We start from the raw sequence: 26,148 nt of genomic DNA, 5'->3' as shown, positions 1-26,148 counted from the left end.
GTGTCCGAGGCGGTCGTATCCCCTATGAGCAGGTTCGGCGAGATCGAGGAGGGCTATGACCCCCACGCGGTCGAGCAACGGGTGTTCGACCACTGGGAGGACGTAGACGCCTACGAGCGGACCAAACGGCACCGAGCCGAGGGCGAGACCTACTTCTTCGTCGACGGCCCGCCGTACACCTCCGGGTCGGCCCACATGGGGACGACCTGGAACAAGAGCCTGAAGGACTGCTACATCCGGTTCCTGCGAATGCAGGGCTACGACGTCACCGACCGCCCGGGCTACGACATGCACGGGCTCCCGATCGAGACCAGAGTCGAGGAGCAACTGGGTTTCGAGAACAAAAAGGACATCGAGGCCTACGGCGAGGACGCCTTCATCGAGGCCTGCAAGGAGTACGCCGACGAACAGCTCGAGGGCCTCCAGTCGGACTTCCAGGACTTCGGCGTCTGGATGGACTGGGACGATCCGTACAAGACGGTCGACCCCGAGTACATGGAGGCCGCCTGGTGGGGCTTTTCGAGGGCCGCAGAGCGCGGCTTAGTCGAGAAGGGCCACCGGTCGATCTCGCAGTGTCCCCGGTGTGAGACCGCCATCGCGAACAACGAGGTCGAGTACGAGGACGTCTCCGACCCCTCGGTCTACGTGAAGTTCGATCTCGCCGACCGCGAGGGATCGCTGGTCGTCTGGACGACGACCCCCTGGACCATCCCGGCGAACACCTTCACAGCCGTCGATCCCGACGGCGAGTACGTCGGCGTGCGCGCACGGAAGGAGGGGGAGGAGGAACTGCTGTACGTCGCGGAGGCGAAGTACGAGGAAGTCCTCCGGGAGGGTCGCTACGACGACTTCGAGGTCGAGGAGGAGCTCGCGGGCAAGGAGCTGCTCGGCTGGGGGTACGACCATCCCCTCGCGGCGGAGGTCCCAGACCACACCGATCACGACGGCGCCCACGAGGTGTACGCCGCCGACTACGTCGAGACGGAGGGCGACGGCACCGGCCTCGTCCACTCCGCGCCGGGCCACGGCGAGGAGGACTTCGAGCGCGGCCGGGAACTGGGCTTCCCGATCTTCTGTCCCGTCGGGAGCGACGGCGTCTACACCGATGCTGGTGGGAAGTACGAGGGCCAGTTCGTCAAGGAGGCCGACGAGGAGATCATCGCCGACCTCGAGTCGAAAGGGGCGATGCTCGCCTCCGGGACGATCACCCACAGCTACGGCCACTGCTGGCGCTGCGATACCGGGATCGTCCAGATCGTTACCGACCAGTGGTTCATCACGATCACCGACATCAAAGACGAGCTCCTGGAAAACATCGAGGACAGCCAGTGGCACCCCGAGTGGGCCCGCGACAGCCGCTTTCGGGATTTCGTCAGCGAGGCCCCCGACTGGAACGTTTCCAGACAACGGTACTGGGGGATCCCGATCCCGATCTGGACCCCCGAGGGCCGCGATGACGACGAGGAGATGATCGTCGTGGGCGATCGGGAGGAACTCGCCGAGCGCGCAGACCAGGCTATCGATCCCGACTCCGTGGATCTCCACAAGGACACCGTAGACGAGCTGACGATCACCGAGGACGGGACGACCTACACCAGGGTTCCGGACGTCTTCGACGTCTGGCTCGACTCCTCGGTCGCCTCCTGGGGCACTATTGGCTTCCCCGCCGACCAGGAACGGTTCGAGGAACTCTGGCCCGCCGACCTCATCATGGAGGCCCACGACCAGACCAGGGGCTGGTTCTGGTCCCAGCTCGGGATGGGGACCGCGGCGATGGGCGAGATTCCCTACGAACAGGTGTTGATGCACGGGTTCGCCCAGATGCCCGACGGCCGGGCGATGAGCAAGTCAAAGGACATTCTGGTCGATCCCCACGAGGCGATCGACCGTCACGGCCGGGACGTCATGCGCCTCTTCCTGCTCTCGAACAACCCCCAGGGCGAGGACATGCGCTTTTCCTGGGACGGGATGGAGACGATGGAGAATCATCTCCGGACGCTCTGGAACGTCGTCCGGTTCCCGCTACCGTACATGCGTCTCGACGGCTTCGATCCCGACGAAACCACTCTCGAGGACGTCGATTCGGACCTCGAGGTCGTAGACGAGTGGGTGCTCGCCCGCCTCCAGTCCACGAAACGGGAGGTGACCGCGGCGTTCGAGGACTATCGCCAGGACCGCGCCCTTTCGGCTCTGATCGAGTTCGTCGTCGAGGACGTCTCCCGGTACTACGTCCAGGCGGTCCGCGAACGGATGTGGGACGAGGAGGAAAGCGGGTCGAAGACGGCGGCCTACGCAACGATTCACCGTGTCCTCAGGGAGGTCGTGACGCTGCTCGCCCCCTACGCTCCCTTCGTCGCCGACGAACTCTACGGGACGCTCACCGGCGAGACCGGATACGAGACGGTCCACATGGAAGACTGGCCCGAGGTCTCGGACTACTGGACCGACGACGAACTCGAGGCCGACGTCGCCCTCCTCCGCGCGATCGAGGAGGCGGGCGCGAACGCCCGCCAGGGAGCCGGTCGGAAGCTTCGCTGGCCCGTGACCCGGATCGTCGTGGCCGCGGACGACGAGCGGGTTGCCGAGGCGGTCGCCCGCCACGAGGACCTGCTGGCCGACCGGCTCAACGCCCGTGCGGTCGAACTCGTGGGTCCCGGCGAGCGGTGGGGCGAACTCGCCTACAGCGCCGAGGCCGACATGAGCGAACTCGGCCCCGCGTTCGGCGACCGCGCCGGCGAGGTAATGACTTCGCTGAACGAGGCCCGGATCGAGGAGCCCGACCTCGCGGCCCTAGAGGGGGCGGTCGGCGAGGAACTCGAGCCCGAGATGGTTTCGTTCGTCACCGAGACGCCCGAGGACGTCGCCGGCACGGCGTTCGGAATCGACGGCGACGACCGCGGCGTCGTCTACGTCGACGCCGACCTCACCGAGGACATCGAAAGCGAGGGCTACGCCCGCGAGGTCGTTCGACGGGTCCAGGAGATGCGAAAGGACCTCGACCTCGACGTCGAAGAGCGGATCGCAGTCGAGATCGCTATCGCCGACGACCGGGTCGCCGACCTCGTCCGCCGGCGGGAGGAGCTGATCCGCGAGGAGGTCCGGGCCGACGCGATCGGGGACGTCGATGAGGGCCACCGCATGGAGTGGGAGATCGAGGGGGTCGACGTCGAGCTGGCGATCGAGCCGGCCCCTTCGTCCTGACGGTCAGGCCCCTGCGCTCCCCGCGACCGCCACGTACAGTCCGACGACGCCCGCCACCACGATCGCCCCGCCGCCGACCGCGAGCGTGGTCAGTCCGCCCTGGAAGATTCCGGCGACGAGCACGCCCAGGCCGACCGCGAGGGTCAGAAACGACGCGCCGAACGCGACCGTGTCCCGCTTCATGTCCCGTCCTCGGTCCCGCATCGAGGTAATACCACGAGGCCGTCCTCAGTCGCTGTGACTGGAAGCCGGCGGCGAGACCCTGGTCAGTCCGCCGACAGGTGCTCGGCGAGGACCGGCGCGACCGAGGCCGCGGTCGCCGGCCCCTCGATCGTGTCGGTACCGTAGATCGCCTCGACGCCGCTCGCGGCGAGTTTGGTGTAGGCGTTTCCGGCCAGCAGCGGGTGGACACAGGTCGCAAAGACCCGGGCGACCTCCCGGTCGTGGAGCACTTCGACGGCCTCGCTCATCGTCGATCCGGTCGCGATGATGTCGTCAGCGACGACGACGTCGCGGCCGGCGACGTCCGCGTCGGAGGGGGTAATCTCGACCCTCTCGCCCGACAGTCGGTGCTTCTCGAAGTGGTCGATCTCGCCGCTGCCGTACGTGTCTCGAACGGTTTCGGCGATGCCGACGGCTCCCTCGTCGGGCGCGAGAAAGACCGGATCGGCGAGGTCGTCGGGGAGCGGGTCGGCGAGAACCGGAGCGGCATCGACCACTTCGGCGGTCGGCTCGAAGAACTCGCACACCCCTTCCTCGTGGGGGGAGACGGTGAGCACGCGGTCGGCGCCGGTCGAGATCGCCCGGGCGACCGCCCGCGAGGAGATCGGCTGGCCGGACTCGAAGGCCCGATCCTGGCGGGCGTAGCCCATGTAGGGGAGGACGGTGACGACCTCCTCGGCACCGGCCTCGTGGAGAGCGTCCTGGAGCAAGAGGAGCTCGAGGTGGGCCGCGTGGGAGGTCGTCGAGGCGACGACGACGGCCCGGTCGGCGTCGAAGCCGGGGACCGCGGCGAGGAGTTCGCCGTCGGGAAAGCGGTCGTACTCGACGGCCGCGAGCGGGCAGTCGAGTTCGGAGGCGAGAGCCGCCGAGAGTGCCTGGGAGGCCGAGCCGCTGACGATCGCTGTCATGGTCGGGGCCACAGCCCGGACGGTAAACCCGCTTTCGTTCCGCGTTCGGTCGGTACCGCTTATCTCGCCATGTGGCCTGATCGGATAATTTCGATGTGACTCGGAGTGAATATCATGTCACATTGGGACTGCGAACGTATCAGTCGTTCTTGTAGACAAAACCACAGATTTATGACGCGGGAGATGTCACTGTGATATATGGTTCACAACCATCAGATGACGTTTAGCGTCCCATCAACATGGAGCGAACTGAACGTCAGAGCAGTGGAATTGCTCTTCGCTGTGACGTTGCTTATCGGAGCAGTGTCTTTTGCCGTGATGGCCAGTGGCGATCCTGAACTGGTGGCAGTGGTCGCGCTGAGCGGAATCACGGTTGTACTCTTCGGGACGGCTCTGATTCGATTGTCTGAATCCATTCGAACAACGGAACTGTCCCTCTTCTGAGAACGCTCTGTCTCGAGTTTCCACTGTCACGCTGTGGTAATTGCACCGCCTGTATGTAACACGGAGTCCGCTATTCGGACCTAACGTTGCGGTCTAAAACCAACCGGTATCTCAACTTGTCACGCCAGACTCAGGACCGGCGAGGGCGACGGCGCCGACGTCGGGGACGCCGAGGGGGTGGCTCCGCCACTCCCCGACGGTCTCGCCCGATTCGCCCGCGAGGAACTCGCCGTCCTCGGTCACCGCGTACGCCCGCTCGCCGTACGCGAAGCCGGCGACCTGCCCGGGAGCCTCTCCCCGGTCGTGCCAGTCACCGTCGGCGTGTTCGTACACCCGTCCGCACGCGGCCGCGTGGGCGCGGGCGAGCGAGCCGGGTTCGCTCGCGGGGTCGGCACCGACGACGTCGAACGGCCCCTCGAGCGACCGGAGCCAGCCGTTGCCCAGCGCGTACAGCCCGTCGCCGGTCGCGGCGAGGGGGATCCCCGCCGCCGAGACGTCCCGCGCGTCGTCGAGCCCGGCCGGCTCGAGCCCTTCGCCCTGGACCCGAAGAACGCCGTCGGCGGTCGCGACCAGGTCGCCGTCGATTCCTCGAACCTCGCGTGCGTCGCCGAGGGTCGTCCACTCGCCGCCCCGGAGGTGGGCGACCCGGCCGTCCGGCCCGACCGCGATCACTCTCTCGCCGTCGACGCCGACGCGGGTCGCGGGGCCGAACCCGGTTTCCTCGAGGTCGGGGTCGCCGCCTGCCACCCCGCGGTCGGCGAGCAGGAGGGCGTCGTCGGTCGCGACGGCGAGTTGGCCGCCGGCGGTCGCGACGTCGCGGGCGCGCCCGCGCCGGCGGAGGCCGAACTCGCCGACGGAGCCGCCGGCGATCGAGACCGAGAGCAGGCCGACGCCGCCCGCGACGTACGCCCGGTCGGCGCCCGCCCGGTCGCCGTAGACGCGTTTCTCGTCGATCGTGCTCATGGCGGTTTCTTGGCGGGCCACGGGTATGCCCCCTTCGGAACCCCTTTGGGTGCTCCGTCCCGAGCGCTCGTTGATGGAGATCTTCGGCTCGAGCGGGACGCGCGGGGTCGCCGGCGAGGAGGTGACCCCCGAGTTCGCCATGCGCGTCGCGAAGGCCGTGGGGACGGTCAGGGGGGACGGGCGGGTCGCGGTGGGTCGGGACACCCGGACGAGCGGGCGAATGCTCGCCGACGCAGCCGCGAGCGGGCTCGCGAGCGTCGGCCGCGACGTCGACCGGCTGGGCGTCGTCCCGACCCCCGGAGTCCAGGCGTACGCCGCCCGCGAGGGCGTCGAGGCACTCGTCGTCACGGCCTCGCACAACCCGCCGCGGTACAACGGGATCAAGCTCGTCGGCAGCGACGGGATCGAGCTCTCGGTCGCCGAACTCGAGCGGATCGAGGAGACGTTTGACTCGGGGGAGTTCGCCGACGCCGCCTGGGACGGGGTCGGCCGGGCCGAGGGCGTCGAGGGCGCCGGCCGGGCGTACGTCGAGGACCTGCTCGGGGCCGTCGATCGCTCGCGGATCGCCGGTGCGGAGCTGACCGTCGCCCTCGATCCGGGCCACGGCGCCGGCGCTGCCACTACCCCTCGATTCCTCCGGGAACTGGGCTGTCGCGTGCTCACGGTCAACGGCCAGCCCGACGGGCGCTTTCCGGGCCGGGATCCCGAGCCCGTCCCGGCGAACCTCGGAGACCTCTCGCGGCTGGTCCGGACCAGCGACGCCGACGTCGGGATCGCCCACGACGGCGACGCCGACCGTGCGGTGTTCGTCGACGAACGCGGCGAGTTCGTCAGCGGCGACGCCTCGCTGGCCGCGCTCGCGGCCGCCGAACTCGACGCCGGCGACGCCGTCGTCTCCGCGGTCAACGTCTCCCAGCGGCTGGTCGACGTCGCCGACGAGGCGGGGGCCGACTTGGAGCTCACCCCGATCGGGTCGACGAACATCATCGGTCGGGTCCGGGAGCTCACAGAGGAGGGCCGGCGGGTGCCCGTCGCCGGCGAGGGAAACGGCGGGGTCCTCTTTCCGGGCTACCGCCTCGCCAGAGACGGCGCCTACACGGCCGCGCGCTTTCTCTCCGTGCTCGGCGGCCGCCGGGTCAGCGAGGTCGTCGCGCCCTACGACGACTACGCGAACGTCCGCCGGAACGTCCACTACGAGTCGCCCGGCCAGCGGGCGGCGATGCTTACGGCTGCGGCCAACCGCGCCGAACGGGAAGGCGCGACGATCAACACCCGCGACGGCTACCGGCTCGACTACGGCGACGCGTGGGTGCTCGCCCGACCCTCGGGCACCGAGCCACTGGTCCGGATCTACGCCGAAGCGCGGGACATCGCGCGCGCGGAGATGCTGGTTGCGGGGATGTATGACGAACTCGTCGAGGCGAAAGCCGAGATCTAGAGCGCCTCGCGGAGGCGGTCGCGCTCGGCCCGAAGCCTCTCGAGTTCCGCTTCGACCCGGCCGTCGGCGAGCCGTTCGCGTTCCGTCTCGGTGAGCCGGTCGGCCGCGACCGCGGCCCGCCGGAGCCGCCCGTACTCGGGATCGCGGGTCGTCTCCCGAACCGCCCGGAGGGCGGCGACTTCGGCCTCGCTCCCGACGCGCTCGACGAACGGGCGGAGCTCGCGGGCCCGCCGGGAGAGGACGCCCGCGGGTTCGGGGGGCCACTCGACCGTGAGCGGTTCCGCGTCGATCCCCTCGAGAAAGGTCCGCTCGGTCGTCACCCGGCGTTTCAACGCGTCGGCGTCCGCGACGTAGTGGGCGAGTTTCGAGCGGGAGTAGCCGGCGTACTCGAGGAGGGTCGGGACCGGCTCGGTGCCCGCCGGCGCCTCCTCGACGTAGCGGCGCAGCGCCTCGGGCGGGCGCTCGAAGGGAACCAGCGGGTAGAGCCGGCTCCGGTCCACGAGGTCGAACAGCTCCCGGGCCGGAGCTTCCCGTCGATACTGCTCGAAGGCGTCCTCGACGGCCGCGTTGTAGCGGTCGATCGGGTCGCGGAGCCGTTCGACCGGTGCCTCGAGATCGGCCGATCCGAGCTCGAGAAGCTCCTCGCGGCGCTCGATCCCCGCCTCGAGCTCGTCGAGACGCTCCCGGAGGTCGATCCGGGCCGACTCGCGGGCCTCGGCGGCCGCCTCGCGCTCCTCGAGCAGATCGACGAACTCGCTCGCCGGCTCGACGGCCTCGCGGGCCCGCTCGAAGTCGGCCTCGCTCAGCCGGCGCTTGTCGATCGCGTCGTTCGCGTCCTCGAACGCCCCTCGGCGCGGGAGGTCCTCGGGGAGGTCCTCGAGCAGGGACTCGAACTCGCCCTCGAGCTCGACGTAGGCCTTGAACGTCTCCTTGCCGGTTCCGGCGGCTCGACCCTCGTACTCCTCGAGGAGGCCCGTCGCCTGCCGGTAGGCATCGGCGACCCTCTCTACGGTGTCCTCGCCGTGTTCGTCGATCCGGTCTTCGGCCTCCGCGTGGCGCCGCCGGGTGGCCTCGAGGCGTTCGACCGGTCCGTCGTCCTCGCCGGTCCGTGGGCTCTCGAGACGCTCGCTCATTCGTAGACGGTGTCGGGATCGAACACTCGTTCGCCGACGGTCTCGCCCTCTATCGTCCGGTAGAAACAGGACCGATGGCCGGTGTGGCAGGCCCCGCCCTCCTGGTCGACGAGGTAGAGCAGGGTGTCGGCGTCGCAGTCGACCCGGACCTCCGCGACCGACTGGACGTGGCCGCTCGTGGCCCCCTTCTCCCAGAGTTCGTCCCTGCTCCGGGAGTAATAGTGGGCCCGTCCGGTCTCTCGGGTCCGCGCCAGCGCCTCCGGCGAGACGTAGGCGAGCATCAACACCTCCCCGTTTTCCGCGTCCTGGGCGACCGCGGGGACGAGCCCGCTCTCGCCGAAATCGACGTCGACGGCCGCGCTGTCATCCATGTTCGACGCAATGGCCGTCGGTGCGATAGGTCTTTTGCCGGGCCCGAGCCCGGACGTTTTTATCCGATCGGGGAAGCAGACCCGATCGGGCCCTCTCTTCGCATATATTTCCTACGGGTGGTTTCTGATAGATAGACATTCAGGACTAATAGAAAGACTTACCGTGGGCGGTAATGTCCGACGGACATGTCGGTGAGAATGACGGGCGTTCCACCCACGCGATGTCCCGAGTGCGAGGGGCGGCTCCGGCCGGTCGGCACGGAACTGGTCTGTGAAGAGTGCAGCCTCGTCACCGAGGGCGACGTCATCGACCACGGCCCCGAGTGGCGGTCGTTCGACCGAGCCGAACGAAAACGGACGGGAGCGCCCCTGACGCGCTCGCGCCACGACCGGGGGCTCTCGACGCGGATCGGCTCGGGATCGAGCATTCGGGTGACCGGCCGGAAACGCCGTCAACTCGCCCGAATGCGCCGGGAACAGGCCCGTGCACGCTTCGAGACGAAAGCCGACTACAACCGGATGACCGGCTTCACCGAGATCCGGCGGATCGTCTCCCAACTCTCCCTTCCGGGGGCCGTTCGGGAGCAGGCCTGTACGCTCTTCGAGTCCGCACAGACCGAGGACCTCCTCATCGGCCGCTCGCTCGAGGGGTTCGCCGCGGCCGTGGTGTACGCGACCTGTCGAACCCGCGATATCGCCCGGACGAGAGAGGAGATCCTCGAGATATCACGGGCCGACGGCGACGAACTCGCGGCCGCCTACGCCGCGCTCAACCGCGAACTCGGCCTCCCGACGGGCCCGATCGACCCGGTGGAGTATCTTCCCCGGTACGCCTCCCGGCTCGACCTCGACAACGGCGTCGAACGCCGGGCCGAACGGTACGCACGCGACCTGGCCGAAGCCGGCGTCCTCGGCGGGCGGAACCCGAGCGGCGTCGCCGCGGCCTGTCTCTACGCCGCCGCCCGCCGGGGCGACTGCGAGTCGATCACCCAGGCGACGGCCGCCGACGTCGCCGGCGTCTCGCCCGTGACGGTCCGATCGACGGTCGAAGAGATCAGAGCCCTCGAATCCGGCGATGCAGACGCTGACGAGCGGAAAGAACTCGACGACGGCGGCCGATCCACGGATGACTGATACGGATTGCTGTCACGATTTACCGGCGAAACCGTGACGTTCTGCGTTTCGCCGGTAATGACTTATAGCGGTCCGTATGAGCGGGCGCTCGGGGTCGTGACCGCGACTCAGGTCGTCCGGAGGTGATCCATGCTCGGCTCGTAGACTTCCCCTTTCTGTTTGAGGTTCTCGATCTCGTGTTCGGCTTTCGACTCCTCTAACCCGATCTCCTCGGCCCGGTCGAGGACGATGTCGACCGGCGCGCCCTCGTCGTACTCCTCCTCGATGTCGGTAATGAGCTGCTTGATGTTCTTGATCCGGTCGCGCTGGGATTTCGAGGTCCCCGCCTCGACGATGTCGGCGTCGAACTCGCCGGTCTCGGGGTCGACGCCGATGTCCTGGAGACACGACCGGACGATCTCGATCACCCGTTCTGCGTCGGCCAACTCGACGGTATCCGAGAGCCGGATCCGGGCGCTTGCCTCCGAGAGCCGGACCAGCGCCTCCAACTTCCGGGCCGTGACCGGCACGGGGGCGTCCTCGTCGGTCCCCTTCGAGCGCAGATCGACGTAGAAATCGCGGATCTCCTCGCGGGCCGCCTCGGTCATCCGCGGGTGGCAGTTCTGTTTGGCGTGGGCGACGTACTTCCGGAGGAGTTCGGCGTCGATCGTCGGATCGACCTGCTCGGTCATCTCCGTTATCTCGTCGGCGGACACCTCCAGGGTGTTCATCTCCTCGCGCTGGGTCGTCAACTCCCCGGCGTAGTTGGTCTTGAGGATGTGCTCGGCCAGATTGCGGTCTTTCTCCTCGTCGGGCTTGTCCGTCACGGTGAAGATCAGGTCGAACCGCGAGATCAGGGCGGGCTCGAGCTCGATCTGTTCGCTGATCGGTTCGTACTGGTCGAACCGGCCGTACTTCGGGTTCGCCGCCCCCAGCAGCGAACATCTGGACTTGAGGGTGGCGTTGATGCCGGCCTTGCTCACGCTGATCTGTTGTTGCTCTAAGGCCTCGTGCATGGCCGACCGGTCCTCGGAGTTGTGGACGATCATCCCGTTCGCGATGAAGTTGTGTGTGCCTTCGACCGTGAGGTCGTAGACTCGTGGCTGCTCGCGGCGTTCGATCCCCTCGAGAAGCTCCGATATCCGGGAGCGTTTCGTGTCGAATAACTCCCGGCACACGGAGCGAACGGTATCGAAGTTCCCGACGTCGGTCTCGCCCGCGAACCACCGTGAAACGGTCGAGCCGGCGACGTCCATCTCTTCGGCGACCTGCTGGAGGGAGATTCCGTACGCCTCAAGCCGGCCTCGGAGTTCGTCCCACGTTTCGATCGTGCCGTCGTTTTCGAGCAGCGACTGCGCCTCCTCTCGGACCGAATCGACGGTGTGTGCGCCGATCTCGTCGGCAAGACGCTGTTCGAGAACTTGGACCCTGGTATCGGTATGCTCGTGGGAATCGACCCGCCGGACGGTGTCCACTCGCCGCCACTTCACGTCCCCCTCGAGTAACTCCCGAAGCGGATCCAGATCGACCGCGGCTGGCGTCTCGAGGAGTTCGCGGAGCCGGTTTCGGACCCGTTCTCGGAGTTCGGGTCCGTCACCCCAGCGGACCGAGAGTCGGGGCTGGGAGATCGACATTTCTGCGGCTAACTCCCGTTGGGAGACGTGATACCGTTCCCGAAGTTCGGCGAGTCGCTCCCAGGACGTCTCCGTCGTGAGTTCGTCGTAGTGGTCGTTCGCCTCAGCCCGTCGGCTTTCGAACGCCTCGAAGACGTGCTTCGAGAGACGGATCGATGCGTTTGCATCGCCGTTTTCGAAGTTACAGTAGGTCGAATCGTGTTCGAGGCCGCATTCCGACTGGTGGAGGCGAAGCGCACCGCGAGCCCGTTCGAACAGTTCGCCACACTCCGGAAGCACGTCTATGATGGTTCGAGTGCCGGTGGTCCGTTCACAGGCGCGAGCTAACGCCTGCCGTTTTCGCTCGAGCGTAAATCCGACGTGGCGCTCGAACGCGGCGAGCGAGTCGTCTGACGTGATCGCGAGAACGAACAGGTCGCGCTTTCGCTCTCGGGACCGCGTCTGTATCTGGCTCGAGACGCCGAACTCGTGCAACAGCATCTTCGTCCCGAGCAGCAACTCGTAGCTCGAGGAGGCTATTTTGACGGCGCGCCCGCCGACCGTCCCTTCGGAATCCGCGAGCGCACGGACGAAGGCCGCTTTCGTCTCCCTGGACGCGTTCGTTACTGCTTCTGGGAGCCGTTTCCCGTCATAGTTTTCGAGATTCGCTCCGGCCTCGAGGAGTTCGTCGACGTACTCCTTTCCGTGGACGCGGACGGTTTCGACGCCGTCGTCTCGTTGCTCGCTCGGATGACGAACGGTTCGGGTATCGAACGCGTTCGTACACGCGTTTTCGAAGTCGCGTAGCAGTTCTTCCTCCTTGTTCGTAAACCGGAGGCCATAGACGCCTTCATCACGGTCGTAGAAGACGTTCCCATCGCCAGCGAGGTATCCGAGGATAGCCCCGTGCGAGGGTGAGAGATGGTGTATTTCCTGACCTGTCTCCCCTGTCGGCAGGACACTAACCCCACCGTCCATCACTTCTTCCGGGATCCGTTCGGGAACGAAGACCCAGTCTCCTTCGTTCAGGTTCCGTGCCTGACGCTCGGTTTGCTTCCCTCCGTCCAGAACGAAAAACGGGTGGTCGGCGGTCGTCGTTAGTTGCTCTCCGCTCTCTAGTTCGACGCGTCGGAGTTCGTCCGGAGCGTCGTACTCGTGGACCGCGAGCACGTCTCGCTTGACGATGTTTCCGTCTTCGGCCATCGTCCAGACGTCCGCATCGACGTCCCGGATCGTTCGTCCGTTCTCGAGGCCCTCGATACGTCCGTCGTCTACCGCTTCGTGTGCAAGCTCGCGAATGGGTTTGATTCCGTTACCGGCCCGAACCAGCGTGTCTCCGGTGACACATCGCATCTTGTCGAGTTCGTCGATCGCCGCAATTCCGCGGTCGGCGAGGACGAGCGCGCCCGCCTCCAGGGTCCACTGCTGGCCGTCGCCGAAGTCGTCTCTCACAGCAGCTGCGGTGAGCCCTGCGGCCGACGACCCCTTCCCCGAGGTGTAGACCGCGCGAGGAGCAATGTTCTGGATGTAGCTCAGCATCTGGGAGTTGTGCGAGATAACCCCGTTCGAGACGTAGTTATGGGTCCCTTCGACCTCGAGGTCGTACACCCAGTCGTACTCGGGTTCGATTTTGTCGATACCAACGATAGGAGTCCACTGTAAATCGTTGTCGATCAGTTGCTGGAGACGTATCACCTCCTCCTGGGAGTCAAGAGCAGTATCTATTCGGTCTAGAACGACGGATTCGGCGGCTTGGATGTCACCGCCGTCCGGAAGAACCTGCTTACGCTCGTAGTAGCTGACTGATGTCTGAGTAACACTCATCTCCGTCGCAAGCTCGGCTTGAGATATGCTGAACTCGTCGCGTGCGGTGACAATTTCGGACCAGTTCCCCTCTTCGATTCGACCTTTCAGCCGTCGTATTTCATCTATCCGCTGGTCGAACGACTCCAAAACGATCTCTAGCGACTCTCTCGACGGGTTTCTATCCCCACGCTCGTAATGCTGATACGTCGTCCGAGGGATCCCACATTCCGACTGTGAGAGAGCAAGTTTCCGTCGGATCCCTTGAAGCTGATTACCGACTCGTGGAACGATATCCGTATTAGTATTCGGTGGAACGTCGGTGAACGCACACGATGCTTCTTCTTTCCTCGGAGTTATGAACCCGATCCGGTCTATGTATCGTTTGAAATCGCCACCACTGAGACGGAGTCGGTAACTTCCGTTGTTTCGCTTTTCAAGCCGACTGCTGATGCCCAGCGATCGAAGAACACCTCGTACGTCTTCAAGTAACTGGTTGCTCATCGACGCAACCGTGATTTCTCGCTGTGTCGCTGAAACGTGACATTCCCCGTCTACGTATGCCTTGACGAATTCGGATCGTATCGCCGGAGTCGCTCGCTTGATCGCGTCCGGTACGCGTTGGCCGTCGGAACGCCTGAGGATCGCCGGTTCGATCGTTTCAGCGAACCTGATGAACTCCTGTGAGTGGCATTGAACGGTCCAGACGTCCTTGTTAGTGTGATGCTTCCGAACGTTGTACCGAAGATTGAGTGATTCGAACCCTTCGACCGCGGCGTCGATGAGTTCTCTATCGGCGTTCGTTATGGTCGTTGTCGCACTGGTGTCGGTATCGACCACATGCCCTTCTCCGATAAGTAATCCAAACAGTTGGGCAAGTTCTGGGGTTAGTTCCTCGGGGATGCGAACAGTGTTGGCGTTGTTCGAATCGACTCGCTCGAACTGTACCGAAAGCGTGTTGTCGCCGGCTAATTCCACCTCTCGTGCAGCAGCAACGAAATCACCCTCTTGGAGCTTTGATGCCCGCCTTGCTTGGGGTTCACCATCGTTCTGAACGAACAACGGATGGCTCGGAGTCACCTCGAGTTCGGAATCATCGGCCGTTCGAATCCGATACATGTGATCGGGAGCCTCGCGTTTCCAGACCGTCGTCGCCTTCCCGTCTGCAATCGAGCCATCCGGAAGGACCGTGGGTACGTCGATTTCTACGTTCTGGCACCACCCATCATCTATCGGAATCGGGTCCTGTAGGTTCTCTTCTACGATCCGTCCGATTTCGCGTTCGGTCCCATCGGCAAGCGTCACTTTACTATCATGTTTCAGACACTTCCCGGTCCCCGGGTCCCCGATCAGGAGCATGTGGAGGTCCCCCCGGATCCGCGAGCCGTCGGGGAGGTGTTTGGTGACGCCCGAGAAGAGCTGGAGCATCATCGCGAGTTTCTCCTGTTCGTAGCCGTAGATCGAGGGCGCGATGGACTCGACCATCCGCTCGTAGACGTCCTCGCTTTCCGAGAGCTGGTAGATACGCTTTTTGTCCTCGTCGGTGATGTCCATGTCCTCGAACTGCTCTTCGTCTACCTCCACGGACATTCCCTCCATGTAGAAATCGAAGACGGGGGACTTGTCCTGGCCGTCGCCCTGTTGTTCGAGCCGGAGGACGCCCGCCGCCGAGACGTGGTCGCCGGGGGTCACCTCGCCTGTGATGTCGTCCTCGACGTGGACGTCGATCGCCTGGGGAGTTTCCCCGCCACGGAGGCCCTCGGGGCTCTCCTGGATCCGGAGCTTCTGGGAGTCGACGAACTCGGACTGGTCGAAGTTCACCCGGAAGGGTCCCTGGCGTTCACAGCCCTGGCACTCGTGGGGTTCCTGGAAGTCGCCGCTGGATTGCGGTACCCTGGTAAGAGTGCCACAGAGCTGGCACTCGAAGGCGGCCTCCTCGACTTTCGGGCGGACGTCGGTCGCCTTCCGGACGATACCCCGAACCTGCACCAGGGTGTTCATGTGGCGGGCCCGGATCTCGCGGATCTCGGGGGACTCCGTGTCCGCGAGCCCGCGCACGCGAACGTGTGCCCGTCCGAGACTGACGTCGATCGGGAGGTCGTAGAGCCGCAGCGCCTCCTCGGCGTACTGCTGGAGCTGTTCGGGCTGGCTGATGAAGTCGTCGGCGAGGTCGGGATCGAACCGGTAGAGGTCCTGCCAGTCGACCGACAGCGAGCGCTGTTCGTTGGGGTATCGCTGGGCGAGCTGTTTGACCTCGTTGTCGTAGTAGTTCCTGAAGAACTGCTCGAACGCGTCGACGAGTTCCGCGTTGCCCGCTTGCGCCATTGACCTCCCCTAGCGCTCGATGGTCTATAAACCGTCGCTCATCGAGATTCGGATCGCGGCCGGCGGCTCGGCGGGAAGCCCTCGCCCGGTAACGGACTGCACAACCGCTTTTCGGATCGACGCGCTGGGATCGGTATGGTCACCGGTCCGGTGTGTGGCTCGGAGGTACACCCACAGGACACCGAGGGACAGTCCGAGAAAAACGGGAAGATATAGTACCTCTGCTCGCTCGACTGCCGCGAGTCGTTCGAACAGGACTCCGACGCCTACATCGACTGAACGGACCCGTTTTTGCGTGGGGCCGACTCTACCGGAGATCGGGTCCTACATCGACTGAACGGACCCGTTTTTGCGTGGGGCCGACTCTACCGGAGATCGGGTAGTTCATACACGCGCGCACCCTCGCGTGTGAACGCGCGGGAATCATCCGATCAGACCACGCCCACGAGGGCGGGATGACCGATCGACCTCCACCCGCGCGACACTCCTTCGACGTATCTGATCGAGCCGCCGCTTCGTTTAAGTAGTGTAAGGTGTCGGTCCTGGCGGTGGAAAACCGTGCCATGGTATCGGGTTTCGGAGCGCCTCCAGTCCGACGGCGTTATATGTACCCCACTCCTCGGATGGAACGCAAACGACGTGGCCCACGCGGCCACGTCCCCTCCGGCCGAGATCCGGCACGGGGGTCGGCACACATCCGCGCGCCGCCGAGCGGTCGGCGGGGTGCGAACGACGACGCCGGGTTCCGGCGACCGTCGCGAGACGACGCCCTTATATGATAAGGGCGGATACGAAAAGTCACGCGACGGTCGTTCCGGATGCGACTTCCGGCGCGATCCGTTCCGAAGCCCTTATCAGTACAAGGGCACTCGGATGTGATGCGAAGAACGCGTGAGTGACGGAGCGTTCGACTCGCTTCGTCGTCTCGGACGCGAGGTCCGAAGGGGTTAAGTACCCTTCCGGGCCTACAAAGAAGTCCGAAGGAGATGAGGATTCCACCCCTGCGGTCCGCCGTCAAGATGGAATCTGATGTTAGCCTTGACAGTTCGGTGACGCCCGATCGGTCCGACCGATCGCGATCACCGAACGGACCAAGTTACGTGTGAGTGTGTTTACACACTCCGCCAAACTCCCTGGCATCGCCAGGGAATAGCATTCCGGTTGATCCTGCCGGAGGTCATTGCTATTGGAGTCCGATTTAGCCATGCTAGTCGCACGGGTTTAGGCCCGTGGCGGATAGCTCAGTAACACGTGGTCAAACTACCCTGTCGAGCGCGATAACCTCGGGAAACTGAGGCTAATAGCGCATACGGCTCGGTGCCTGGAACTGGCCCGAGCTCGAAACGCTCCGGCGCGACAGGATGTGGCTGCGGCCGATTAGGTAGACGGTGGGGTAACGGCCCACCGTGCCCATAATCGGTACGGGTTGTGAGAGCAAGAGCCCGGAGACGGAATCTGAGACAAGATTCCGGGCCCTACGGGGCGCAGCAGGCGCGAAACCTTTACACTGCACGACAGTGCGATAGGGGGACTCCAAGTGCGAGGGCATATAGTCCTCGCTTTTCACTACCGTAAGGTGGTAGTAGAATAAGTGCTGGGCAAGACCGGTGCCAGCCGCCGCGGTAATACCGGCAGCACGAGTGATGACCGCTATTATTGGGCCTAAAGCGTCCGTAGCCGGCCGAACAAGTCCGTCGGGAAATCCGCACGCCTAACGTGCGGGCGTCCGGCGGAAACTGTTCGGCTTGGGACCGGAAGGCTCGAGGGGTACGTCCGGGGTAGGAGTGAAATCCCGTAATCCTGGACGGACCACCGGTGGCGAAAGCGCCTCGAGAGGACGGATCCGACGGTGAGGGACGAAAGCTAGGGTCACGAACCGGATTAGATACCCGGGTAGTCCTAGCTGTAAACGATGTCTGCTAGGTGTGGCGCTGGCTACGAGCCAGCGCTGTGCCGTAGGGAAGCCGTGAAGCAGACCGCCTGGGAAGTACGTCTGCAAGGATGAAACTTAAAGGAATTGGCGGGGGAGCACTACAACCGGAGGAGCCTGCGGTTTAATTGGACTCAACGCCGGACATCTCACCAGCACCGACAGTGTGCGATGAAGATCAGTGTGATGAGCTTATTGGAGCCACTGAGAGGAGGTGCATGGCCGCCGTCAGCTCGTACCGTGAGGCGTCCTGTTAAGTCAGGCAACGAGCGAGACCCGCACTCCTAATTGCCAGCAACACCCTTGTGGTGGTTGGGTACATTAGGAGGACTGCCAGTGCCAAACTGGAGGAAGGAACGGGCAACGGTAGGTCAGTATGCCCCGAATGTGCTGGGCTACACGCGGGCTACAATGGTCGAGACAGTGGGATGCCACGCCGAAAGGCGGCGCTAATCTCCGAAACTCGATCGTAGTTCGGATTGAGGGTTGAAACTCACCCTCATGAAGCTGGATTCGGTAGTAATCGCGCCTCAGAAGGGCGCGGTGAATACGTCCCTGCTCCTTGCACACACCGCCCGTCAAATCACCCGAGTGAGGTCCGGATGAGGCCGCCGTAACGGCGGTCGAATCTGGGCTTCGCAAGGGGGATTAAGTCGTAACAAGGTAGCCGTAGGGGAATCTGCGGCTGGATCACCTCCACTGATCAGGACCGGGGCGACGCCCCGGCCTACTATTCGGTCCGTTCGCGATCGCCCGTCGTCCGACCGGGCACCTTTGAACTGTCAAGGCTAACCCATCCCCCGCGAGGGGGTGGGCCCATAGCTCAGTGGTAGAGTGCCTCCTTTGCAAGGAGGATGCCCTGGGTTCGAATCCCAGTGGGTCCATACGTCGGGGTCGAGGTCGAACCGTGTCCCTTAAGTGGGAGACGGCGCTACGATCTGATCCCGAAGACCGATGCACCACCCCGCGCAAGCGTGGGTGGGAAGGGTTGATGCATGCCAGCCGTCTACTGGCGTGCGGATGAGGCCGTGTGTACGTGTAGTCCAGGCGTCCACTGGACCCGTTCCCGGGTCACTAGCGTTGCACTCAGTGCAGCGTTACATCCGATCCGTAGAACGTGGCTACTGTGCCAGCTGGTGGATAGCTCGGCTCGAGTGCCGATGAAGGACGTGCCAAGCTGCGATAAGCCCAAGGGACCCGCATGGAGGGTAAGAACTTGGGATCTCCGAATGGGAATCCCCACCGCAATTGCTTCGCGCAATGGGGAACGCCGGGAATTGAAACATCTTAGTACCGGCAGGAAAAGAAAGCAAACGCGATGTCGATAGTAATGGCGAATGAACCCGACACAGTCCAAACCGAAGCCTTCGGGCAATGTGGTGTTCGGACTGACTCTCACTCTCAGAACTGCGACACGAAGTCTCCTGGAACGGAGCACGAAACAGGGTGACAGTCCCGTACTGTCGAGTAGTATGAGACGCGTCAGTACCAGAGTATCGGGGGTTGGATATCCCTCGAGAATCTCGCGGGCATCGACCGCGAAGACTAAACACTCCTCGAGACCGATAGCAAACAAGTAGCGTGAGCGAACGCTGAAAAGCACCCCACAAAGGGAGGTGCAATAGTTCTTGAAATCAGTTGGCGATTGAACGACGGGGCATACAAGGCCCCGCGGAAAACGAACCAGGTGCGAACCTGTAGTAGGACCCGCGGGGAGCCGATGTTCCGTCGTACGTTTTGAAAAACGAACCAGGGAGTATGCCTGTTTGGCGAGTCTAACCCGATCATCGGGGAAGGCGAAGGGAAACCGATATGGCCGCAGTCTTACGACGAGGGCCACCGTGTTCAAGCGCGGGGAGTCAAACGGGCATTACCCGAAACCGGACGATCTAGACGTGGGCAAGGTGAAGCGTGCCGAAAGGCACGTGGAGGCCTGCTAGAGTTGGTGTCCTACAATACCCTCTCGTGACCTACGTCTAGGGGTGAAAGGCCCATCGAGTTCGGAAACAGCTGGTTCCAACCGAAACATGTCGAAGCATGACCTCCGCCGAGGTAGTTCGTGGGGTAGAGCGACGGATTGGGGGATCGCACTCCGAGAGGAGTGTGCCCCCCTGTCCAACTCCGAACCTACGAACGCCGTCGACGCGGGGAATCCGGTGCGCGGGGTAAGCCTGTGTACCGTGAGGGAGACAACCCAGAGCTGGGTTAAGGTCCCCAAGTGTGGACTAAGTGCGATCGAAGGTGGTCTCAAGCCCTAGACAGCCGGGAGGTGAGCTTAGAAGCAGCTACCCTCTAAGAAAAGCGTAACAGCTTACCGGCCGAGGTTTGAGGCGCCGAAAATGATCGGGGCTCAAGTCCACCACCGAGACCTAGCGGCACCTGTCACAAGGTGATCCAGTAGGTTGGCATTCCGTTCGGGTGGAAGCACGGGAGAGATCTCGTGTGGACCGTGCGGTAACGAAAATCCTGGTCATAGTAGCAGCGTTAGTCGGGTTAGAACCCCGACGGCCGAACGAGTAAGGGTTCCTCAGCAATGCTTATCAGCTGAGGGTTAGCCGGTCCTAAGTCAGCCCGTAATTCGAAGCTGACAATTGGGAAACAGATTAATATTTCTGTGCCGGTATGCAATAAAAGTCGACGCTTTGGGGCCGCCCAAGCCGGGCTTTCGCCCGGTCGAATCATCAAAATTCGTGGAAGCCGTAATGGCACGAAGCGGATGAACGGTGAGATAGCGCAAGTTGGGTCAACCTAGAGCCCGTGAAAAGACGAGCATACCGTCCGTACCGAGATCCGACACAGGTACTCATGGCAGCGAAAGCCAAGGCCCGTCGGGAGCAACCGACGTTAGGGAATTCGGCAAGTTAGTCCCGTACGTTCGCAATAAGGGATGCCTGCCCCGCGAAGGGGCAGGTCGCAGTGACTCGGGCGCTCCGACTGTCTAGTAACAACATAGGTGACCGCAAATCCGAAAGGACTCGTACGGTCACTGAATCCTGCCCAGTGCGGGTATCTGAACGCTCAGTACAATGAGAAGAAGGACCCGTTAACGGCGGGGGTAACTATGACCCTCTTAAGGTAGCGTAGTACCTTGCCGCTTCAGTAGCGGCTTGCATGAATGGATCAACGAGAGCGCCACTGTCCCAACGTTGGGCCCGGTGAACTGTACATTCCAGTGCGGAGTCTGGAGACCCCCAAGGGGAAGCGAAGACCCTATAGAGCTTTACTGCAGGCTGTCGCTGAGACATGGCCGCCATTGTGCAGCATAGGTAGGAGCCGTTACACAGGTACCCGCGCCAGCGGGTCACCGAGGCATCATTGAAATACTACCCGATGGTGGCTGTGACTCTCACTCCGGGAGGAGGACACCGGTAGCCGGGCAGTTTGACTGGGGCGGTACGCGCTTGAAAAGATATCGAGCGCGCCCCAAGGTTTCCTCACTCGGGTCGGAGACCCGAGTAAGAGTGCAAGAGCATAAGGAAGCCTGACAGTGTCCGGCACAACGACGGACGCTGACGCGAAAGCGTGGTCTAGCGAACCAATCATCCTGCTTGATGCGGGAGATTGCTGACAGAAAAGCTACCTTAGGGATAACAGAGTCGTCACCCGCAAGAGCACATATCGACCGGGTGGCTTGCTACCTCGATGTCGGTTCCCTCCATCCTGGCCGTGCAGAATCGGCCAAGGGTGAGGTTGTTCGCCTATTAAAGGAGGTCGTGAGCTGGGTTTAGACCGTCGTGAGACAGGTCGGCTGCTATCTATTGGGGGTGTTACGGTATCTGACGAGAACGTTCGTATAGTACGAGAGGAACTACGAATGGGTGCCACTGGTGTACCGGTCGTCCGAGAGGGCGAGTGCCGGGCAGCTACGCACCACGGGGTAAGAGCTGAACGCATCTAAGCTCGAAACCCGCTTGGAAAAGAGATACCACTGAGACCACTCCTACAAGAGGAGTTCGATAGACTCGGGGTGTACGCGCCAAGGCAACGAGGCGTTGAGCCCGCGAGCACTAACAGGTCGAGCCACCATTCATACGCATGGATCGTACGGACCCGTTGAACGGGTCCAGGCGCTAACTGGACTACACGTACATACGGCAACCACCGACGGTGGACCACGTCGTGGTTCGATTCCACGAGTCGGCGTTAGGGCGGCCACAGCGGCGGGGCAACTCCCGTACCCATCCCGAACACGGAAGATAAGCCCGCCTGCGTTTCGGTCAGTACTGGAGTGCGCGAGCCTCTGGGAAATCCGATTCGCCGCCCCCCATTCATTACTTGCCCCGGAGTGGCTTCGCCACCCGGGGCGTTCATCATCACGAGGAGCGATAGCTCCCGCCACTACAGAGATCGACGGACGGAGGGTACCGGGCGCTCGAGGATCGCCTCGGGCGTCCGACCGCTCGCCCGCGGTCGTGGTGGACCGATACAGTTAACCACACCAGCCCACTACCCCGATTTGCGCGCCAAGGTGGCAGAGTCCGGCCTAACGCAGCGGCCTGCAGAGCCGCCCATCGCCGGTTCAAATCCGGCCCTTGGCTCTTCCTGCGGTGGATACTCGTCCCGTAGATCCCTCTCTGACGTGGTTTTTGAAGCGGGTCCGATCGAATCCACGAGCGGGCTTGACCGATCACGTGCCGGCCGTCGCTGGTCGCTTCGGTGTCGAAGAACGCACCCGGACTGCCCCGCCTCGTATCTCCACCTTGTCGCGAGAGGAACTTAAAGGGAACTGGCGTCCGCGGCCGGAGCGGCCCCGGTTCCCACGAGTCATGTGTCCCGAGTCACAAACCCGAACCGAATGGAGCTCTCGATCGTCGACATCGCGCCCGTTCGGCAGGGGGAGACGGCGACGGACGCCTACGAGCAGTCAGTCCGTCTCGCGCGGGCGGCCGAACGCGTGGGCTACTCGCGCTTCTGGGTCGCCGAACACCACGGGCTGGCCGACGCCATCGCGAGCACCACCCCCGAGGTGCTCATCCCCCACATCGCCGCGCACACGGAGGAGATCCGCGTCGGCTCGGGAACGGTCCTGCTCAACCACTACAGCCCGTTCAAGGTCGCCGAGACGTTCGCCTCCCTCGACGCGCTCGCCCCCGACCGGATCGACCTCGGACTCGGCCGAGCAACCGGAATGCCCGCCGCAGACCGGGCGCTCCAGGGCGGGGACCCACGCCCCGGCGACGACCACGCCGAGAAGATCGAGGAGACGACGAGACACCTCGATGGGGCCTTCCCCGACGACCATCCCTACAGCGGGATCGAGATTCCCCGGTCGGGAGCGGGCACGCCCGAGGTCTGGGTGCTCGGCTCGAGTCCCTCGAGCGCGGAGATCGCGGGCGAACTCGGCCTTCCCTACGCGTTCGCCGCGTTCATCCGGCCGACGGTCGCCCCGCGGGCCATGGAGGCCTACCGCGAGGCGTTCCGAGCCTCGGAGTTCGATCTCGGACTCGACGAGCCCCACAGTATGCTCGCGGTCAACGTCGCCTGCGGGGAGACGGACCACGAGGCCGCACGGCTGCGAGCCTCCTCGGAGGCCGCCTACCGGCGGATGGCCCAGGGGGCGTTCGGCCCGCCGCCGACCGTCGAGGAGGCGGTCGACGAGCTCGGCGGCGTCCCCGAGCCGACGCCGGCCGATCTCGAGCCGGGCGAGTGGCCGCGGGCGATCTCCGGGAGCCCCGAAACGATCGGAACGCTCCTCTCTCGAATGACCGACGCGGTGGGCGCGAGCGAGGTGATCGTCCAGAACCTGATCGAGGATCCCGACGACCGGGTCCGGTCACACGAGCTGATCGCCGAGGGCGTCGGCCTCTGATAGGGTCGGAGACGACCCGGAAGTCCCCGATCGGCCCGCGGGCTACTCGAGGAACTCCGTGGGTGGCGCCGCGTCGACGACCGCGAGTTCGCGCCGGCGTCCCCGCCGGTCGAACGCCCGGACCGACTCCCGGTCCCAGGGCGGGACCGTGACGAGGACGACCTCCGCGAGGTCGTCGCCCTGGGTGACCGACAGCTCGCCCCGGGGGTGAGAGACGAACCGCCCCCCGACCTGGCCGGGGGGCGTCGAGAGGTCGACGCCGAAGACGGCGGCCACCGACCGGCCCGCATCGGGGAGGTAGAAGTCGGTGAAAACGGTCGCCTCCGGCGGGAGCGCGTCGTCGACGTCGGGAGCGGGCGTGGCCGAGAGCGCGATGGTCACTCCGTCGGGATCGGCGTCGCTCGCGAACTCAAGGAGGACCGCCAGCAGTCCGCGGGTGACGTAGACCACGACCGGTTGAGGGCGCCGAGCGGGTTAGACCTATCGCGCCATCCCCCAGAGGGTCTCGGCACACAGCCGCGGGATCCGGGCGCGGGCGCCCGACAGCGCGTCCGACAGCGCCCACGAGGCCCCCGAGGTGACTCCCGCGCCGTGGCCGACGAGAACGGTCTCGACGTTGCCGACGAACCGCCCGAGCGCCGCCCGCGGCGGGACCGCCCGGCGCATCGGGTGGACCCCGAGACGTTCGTCGCCCGCGAGGAAGTACGGCGCCGTCCCGACCGACTCCGGGACGATCAGGACTCCCCGATCGGGGTCGTAGAGGGCGACCTCGTTCCAGAACCGGCTCTCTACGACCGTGTGGCTCTCGAGGCCGCTCTCGCCGAGTTCGTTCCCGAAGCGGGCGATCGGCGTCCGGTCGGGGAGCTTGCCGCGGCCGTCGAACGCCTCGGGGAGCCAGACGGGAACGTCGTGGCGCGTTGCAATCGAGGCGGCGTCGCGGGTGTGGCGATCGAGGGTGACGGCGACGCCCTCGACCTCGCCGTGTTCGGCGAGCAGGTCGTCGAGCCCGGGGGCGTCGACGGGGTCGACCAGCCAGAGGCCGTCGTCGCCGGCGACGGCGTGGCTCGCGCGCTGCATCGTCTCCTCGGGGTGGGCGATCCAGCCGACCCCGCCCGCGACGCGGTCGATCGGCTTCGGGCCCGCACTCTCGCCGGCAGGTGGCGTCATGGAGCCGTTTGGGGTCGCGAGCCCTTAAATTCGGGTCCGCCGGAAACCGGGGCGGCGGACGGGCCGTCGGCGGCCGGGTATGGGACCACTTATTCCGTGGGCGTCCGGAGGGCCGGTGTGATACAGCGTCGAGAGGCGAACCGACGGTCGAGGCGGGCCGGCGGTCCGCGATGAGGGTCCGCGTCGACTGGCGATCCAGCGCCAGCCTCGTCGGGACGGTGCTCCGGTGGCTCGCGGTTCCCCTCGCCGTCCCGCTGGTCATTGCGATCGTCGACGGCGAGGACGTCCTCGCGTTCGCCGGCGCGATCGCCGTCACCGTCGTCGTCGGCACCCTCCTCGAACGACTTCGCGACGATCGCGACCTGGGCCAGCGCGAGGCGTTTCTCGTGGTCGCGGCCGTCTGGTTCGCCGTCGCCGGCGTCGGCGCGATCCCGTTCGTCCTCGCGGATCCCGGTAGCGTGACCGACTCGCGGGCGCTCGCCCACCCGGTCAACGCCCTCTTCGAGAGCACCAGCGGGATCACGACGACGGGTGCGACCGTCCTCGCCGATTTCGGGGCCCAGTCCCGAGCGGTGTTGCTCTGGCGCCAGCTCCTCCAGTGGCTCGGCGGGCTGGGGATCCTGGTCGTCGCGATCGGCCTGCTCTCGAACCTGATGGTCGGGGGCGCACAGCTGATGGAGACCGAGACCCAGACCAGGAACGTCCACAAGCTCCGGCCCCGGATCGCCGAGACCGCCCGGCTCATCTGGGGGCTGTACGTCGGGCTCACCCTCGTCGCCGTCGTCGTCCTCTACGGGCTCTACCTCGTCGGGGCGGCGCCGAACATGGACCTCTTCAACGCCGTCTCGCACGCCCTGACCAGCGTCGCCACCGCCGGCTTCTCCCCCCATCCCCAGAGCGCCGGCGGCTTCTCGCCGGCGGCCCAGTGGGCGCTGATGCCGTTTATGACCCTCGGGGCGACGAACTTCATCCTGCTGTACGCGCTCACCCGCGGGGAGTGGCGCCGGCCCGCAGAGAGCGACGAGTTCCGGTTCTACGTCGGCTTTCTCGCGGTCGCCTCCCTGATCGTCGTCGCCCTCCTGGCGGGCGACCCCGAGTTCGATGGCGGGCTCGAGCCGACGGTCCGCCACGGGCTGTTCAACGTGATCTCGATCACGACGACGACCGGCTACGCCTCCGTCGACTACACGTTCTGGACGCCCGCGGCCAAACACCTCCTCTTTCTGTGCATGTTCGTCGGCGGGATGGCCGGGAGCACGACCTGTTCGATCAAGACGATCCGGTGGCTCGTGATCCTCAAATCCCTCCGGCGGACGCTGTTTCTGGCCGTCCACCCCCAGGCCGTCCGCCCGCTTCGGCTGGGCGACGGCGTCGTCGAGGAGGAGACGATCCGGGACGTCTTCTCCTACGTCCTGCTCGCGATCCTGATCTTCTTCGGACTGACGGTCGTCGTCGTCGTCGACTCGGCCCGCGTCGGCGGGGCCATCGGCGAGTTCGAAGCCATGGGCGCCGCGGCCTCGATCTTTCTCAACATCGGCCCCGCCTTCGGCGCAGCGGGACCGTTCGACAGCTACCTCGCGTTCCCGACGTCCACCCGCGCGGTGATGGTCATCATGATGTGGATCGGCCGGATCGAGATCATCCCCGTACTCGTTCTGTTGACCCCCGCCTACTGGCGATCGTAGCCGGCTCCTCCGGGGCAACCGAG

14 protein-coding genes, 2 tRNA genes and 3 rRNA genes are annotated in these 26,148 nt (G+C 64.9%); 11 read left to right on the top strand and 8 right to left on the bottom strand.

Annotated elements, in window-relative coordinates; genetic code table 11:
• The first annotated feature begins 24 nt into the window (after positions 1–24).
• Positions 25–3,201 carry an isoleucine--tRNA ligase gene (gene ileS / locus DVH23_RS13335; RefSeq protein ID WP_114577926.1) on the top strand — a complete coding sequence of 1,059 codons (3,177 nt, stop codon included), beginning with the start codon at positions 25–27 and terminating at the stop codon, positions 3,199–3,201.
• 3 nt (positions 3,202–3,204) lie between these two features.
• On the opposite strand, the gene DVH23_RS13330 is transcribed toward ileS, so the two are convergent.
• Both DVH23_RS13330 and prs read right to left on the bottom strand, forming a co-directional pair.
• Positions 3,205–3,384, bottom strand: coding sequence for a GPR1/FUN34/YaaH family transporter (locus DVH23_RS13330; protein ID WP_114577925.1), 180 nt, complete (start codon positions 3,382–3,384; stop codon positions 3,205–3,207).
• Between the two features lie 83 nt (positions 3,385–3,467).
• Positions 3,468–4,331 carry a ribose-phosphate diphosphokinase gene (gene prs / locus DVH23_RS13325; RefSeq protein WP_114577924.1) on the bottom strand — a complete coding sequence of 288 codons (864 nt, stop codon included), beginning with the start codon at positions 4,329–4,331 and terminating at the stop codon, positions 3,468–3,470.
• Between the two features lie 198 nt (positions 4,332–4,529).
• On the opposite strand from prs, the gene DVH23_RS13320 reads away from it, so the two are divergent.
• Complete coding sequence (locus DVH23_RS13320) at positions 4,530–4,775, top strand: hypothetical protein (RefSeq protein WP_114577923.1); 246 nt, start codon at positions 4,530–4,532, stop codon at positions 4,773–4,775.
• 111 nt (positions 4,776–4,886) lie between these two features.
• On the opposite strand, the gene DVH23_RS13315 is transcribed toward DVH23_RS13320, so the two are convergent.
• A complete protein-coding gene (locus tag DVH23_RS13315; RefSeq protein WP_114578011.1) occupies positions 4,887–5,738 on the bottom strand; it encodes a hypothetical protein in 852 nt (283 codons plus the stop codon).
• A gap of 73 nt (positions 5,739–5,811) precedes the next feature.
• Here DVH23_RS13315 and glmM point away from each other — a divergent pair, with 73 nt between their 5' ends.
• Positions 5,812–7,176, top strand: coding sequence for a phosphoglucosamine mutase (glmM, locus tag DVH23_RS13310; protein ID WP_114577922.1), 1,365 nt, complete (start codon positions 5,812–5,814; stop codon positions 7,174–7,176).
• On the opposite strand, the gene DVH23_RS13305 is transcribed toward glmM, so the two are convergent.
• The gene (locus DVH23_RS13305; RefSeq protein ID WP_114577921.1) at positions 7,173–8,309 is read right to left on the bottom strand and encodes a hypothetical protein; all 1,137 of its coding nucleotides are present in this window, start codon (positions 8,307–8,309) and stop codon (positions 7,173–7,175) included. The two genes, glmM and DVH23_RS13305, sit on opposite strands and share 4 nt — an antisense overlap.
• Positions 8,306–8,680, bottom strand: coding sequence for a phosphoribosyl-AMP cyclohydrolase (gene hisI / locus DVH23_RS13300; RefSeq protein ID WP_114577920.1), 375 nt, complete (start codon positions 8,678–8,680; stop codon positions 8,306–8,308). The genes DVH23_RS13305 and hisI overlap by 4 nt, the downstream gene beginning before the upstream one ends.
• A 186-nt stretch (positions 8,681–8,866) precedes the next feature.
• Between hisI and DVH23_RS13295 the strand changes: the two genes are divergently transcribed.
• Positions 8,867–9,814, top strand: a complete 948-nt coding sequence (locus tag DVH23_RS13295; RefSeq protein ID WP_232833762.1) for a transcription initiation factor IIB family protein — start codon at positions 8,867–8,869, stop codon at positions 9,812–9,814.
• 107 nt (positions 9,815–9,921) lie between these two features.
• On the opposite strand, the gene DVH23_RS13290 is transcribed toward DVH23_RS13295, so the two are convergent.
• The gene (locus tag DVH23_RS13290; protein WP_114577918.1) at positions 9,922–15,534 is read right to left on the bottom strand and encodes an LAGLIDADG family homing endonuclease; all 5,613 of its coding nucleotides are present in this window, start codon (positions 15,532–15,534) and stop codon (positions 9,922–9,924) included.
• A 1,154-nt stretch (positions 15,535–16,688) separates the two neighbouring features.
• Between DVH23_RS13290 and DVH23_RS13285 the strand changes: the two genes are divergently transcribed.
• The 6 genes from DVH23_RS13285 to DVH23_RS13260 all read left to right on the top strand — a co-directional run bounded on the left by DVH23_RS13285 (position 16,689) and on the right by DVH23_RS13260 (position 23,273).
• Positions 16,689–18,163 (top strand): 16S ribosomal RNA (locus DVH23_RS13285).
• Between the two features lie 113 nt (positions 18,164–18,276).
• Positions 18,277–18,348, top strand: a tRNA-Ala gene (locus tag DVH23_RS13280).
• 228 nt (positions 18,349–18,576) lie between these two features.
• Positions 18,577–21,493: ribosomal RNA gene (locus DVH23_RS13275) — 23S ribosomal RNA — on the top strand.
• A 115-nt stretch (positions 21,494–21,608) separates the two neighbouring features.
• A 5S ribosomal RNA gene (rrf, locus tag DVH23_RS13270) occupies positions 21,609–21,730 on the top strand.
• The 16S, 23S and 5S rRNA genes sit together here with 2 tRNA genes alongside, the layout of an rRNA operon.
• A 196-nt stretch (positions 21,731–21,926) precedes the next feature.
• Positions 21,927–22,002 (top strand) — tRNA-Cys (locus tag DVH23_RS13265).
• A 257-nt stretch (positions 22,003–22,259) separates the two neighbouring features.
• Complete coding sequence (locus DVH23_RS13260; RefSeq protein WP_114577917.1) at positions 22,260–23,273, top strand: LLM class flavin-dependent oxidoreductase; 1,014 nt, start codon at positions 22,260–22,262, stop codon at positions 23,271–23,273.
• 42 nt (positions 23,274–23,315) lie between these two features.
• On the opposite strand, the gene DVH23_RS13255 is transcribed toward DVH23_RS13260, so the two are convergent.
• Together DVH23_RS13255 and DVH23_RS13250 are read right to left on the bottom strand one after the other, a co-directional pair.
• Positions 23,316–23,723: a hypothetical protein gene (locus DVH23_RS13255; protein ID WP_114577916.1), complete on the bottom strand. Its 408-nt coding sequence runs from the start codon at positions 23,721–23,723 to the stop codon at positions 23,316–23,318.
• Between the two features lie 30 nt (positions 23,724–23,753).
• Positions 23,754–24,440 carry a hypothetical protein gene (locus DVH23_RS13250; protein WP_114577915.1) on the bottom strand — a complete coding sequence of 229 codons (687 nt, stop codon included), beginning with the start codon at positions 24,438–24,440 and terminating at the stop codon, positions 23,754–23,756.
• Between the two features lie 170 nt (positions 24,441–24,610).
• Here DVH23_RS13250 and DVH23_RS13245 point away from each other — a divergent pair, with 170 nt between their 5' ends.
• Entirely contained in the window at positions 24,611–26,125 is a 1,515-nt protein-coding gene (locus DVH23_RS13245; protein ID WP_114577914.1) for a TrkH family potassium uptake protein, read from the top strand.
• Positions 26,126–26,148 lie beyond the last annotated feature (23 nt).

The sequence above is a fragment of the Saliphagus sp. LR7 genome, assembly GCF_003344565.1.
GTDB classification, from domain to species: domain Archaea; phylum Halobacteriota; class Halobacteria; order Halobacteriales; family Natrialbaceae; genus Saliphagus; species Saliphagus infecundisoli.
This window is presented reverse-complemented; position numbering and strand designations above follow the sequence as displayed.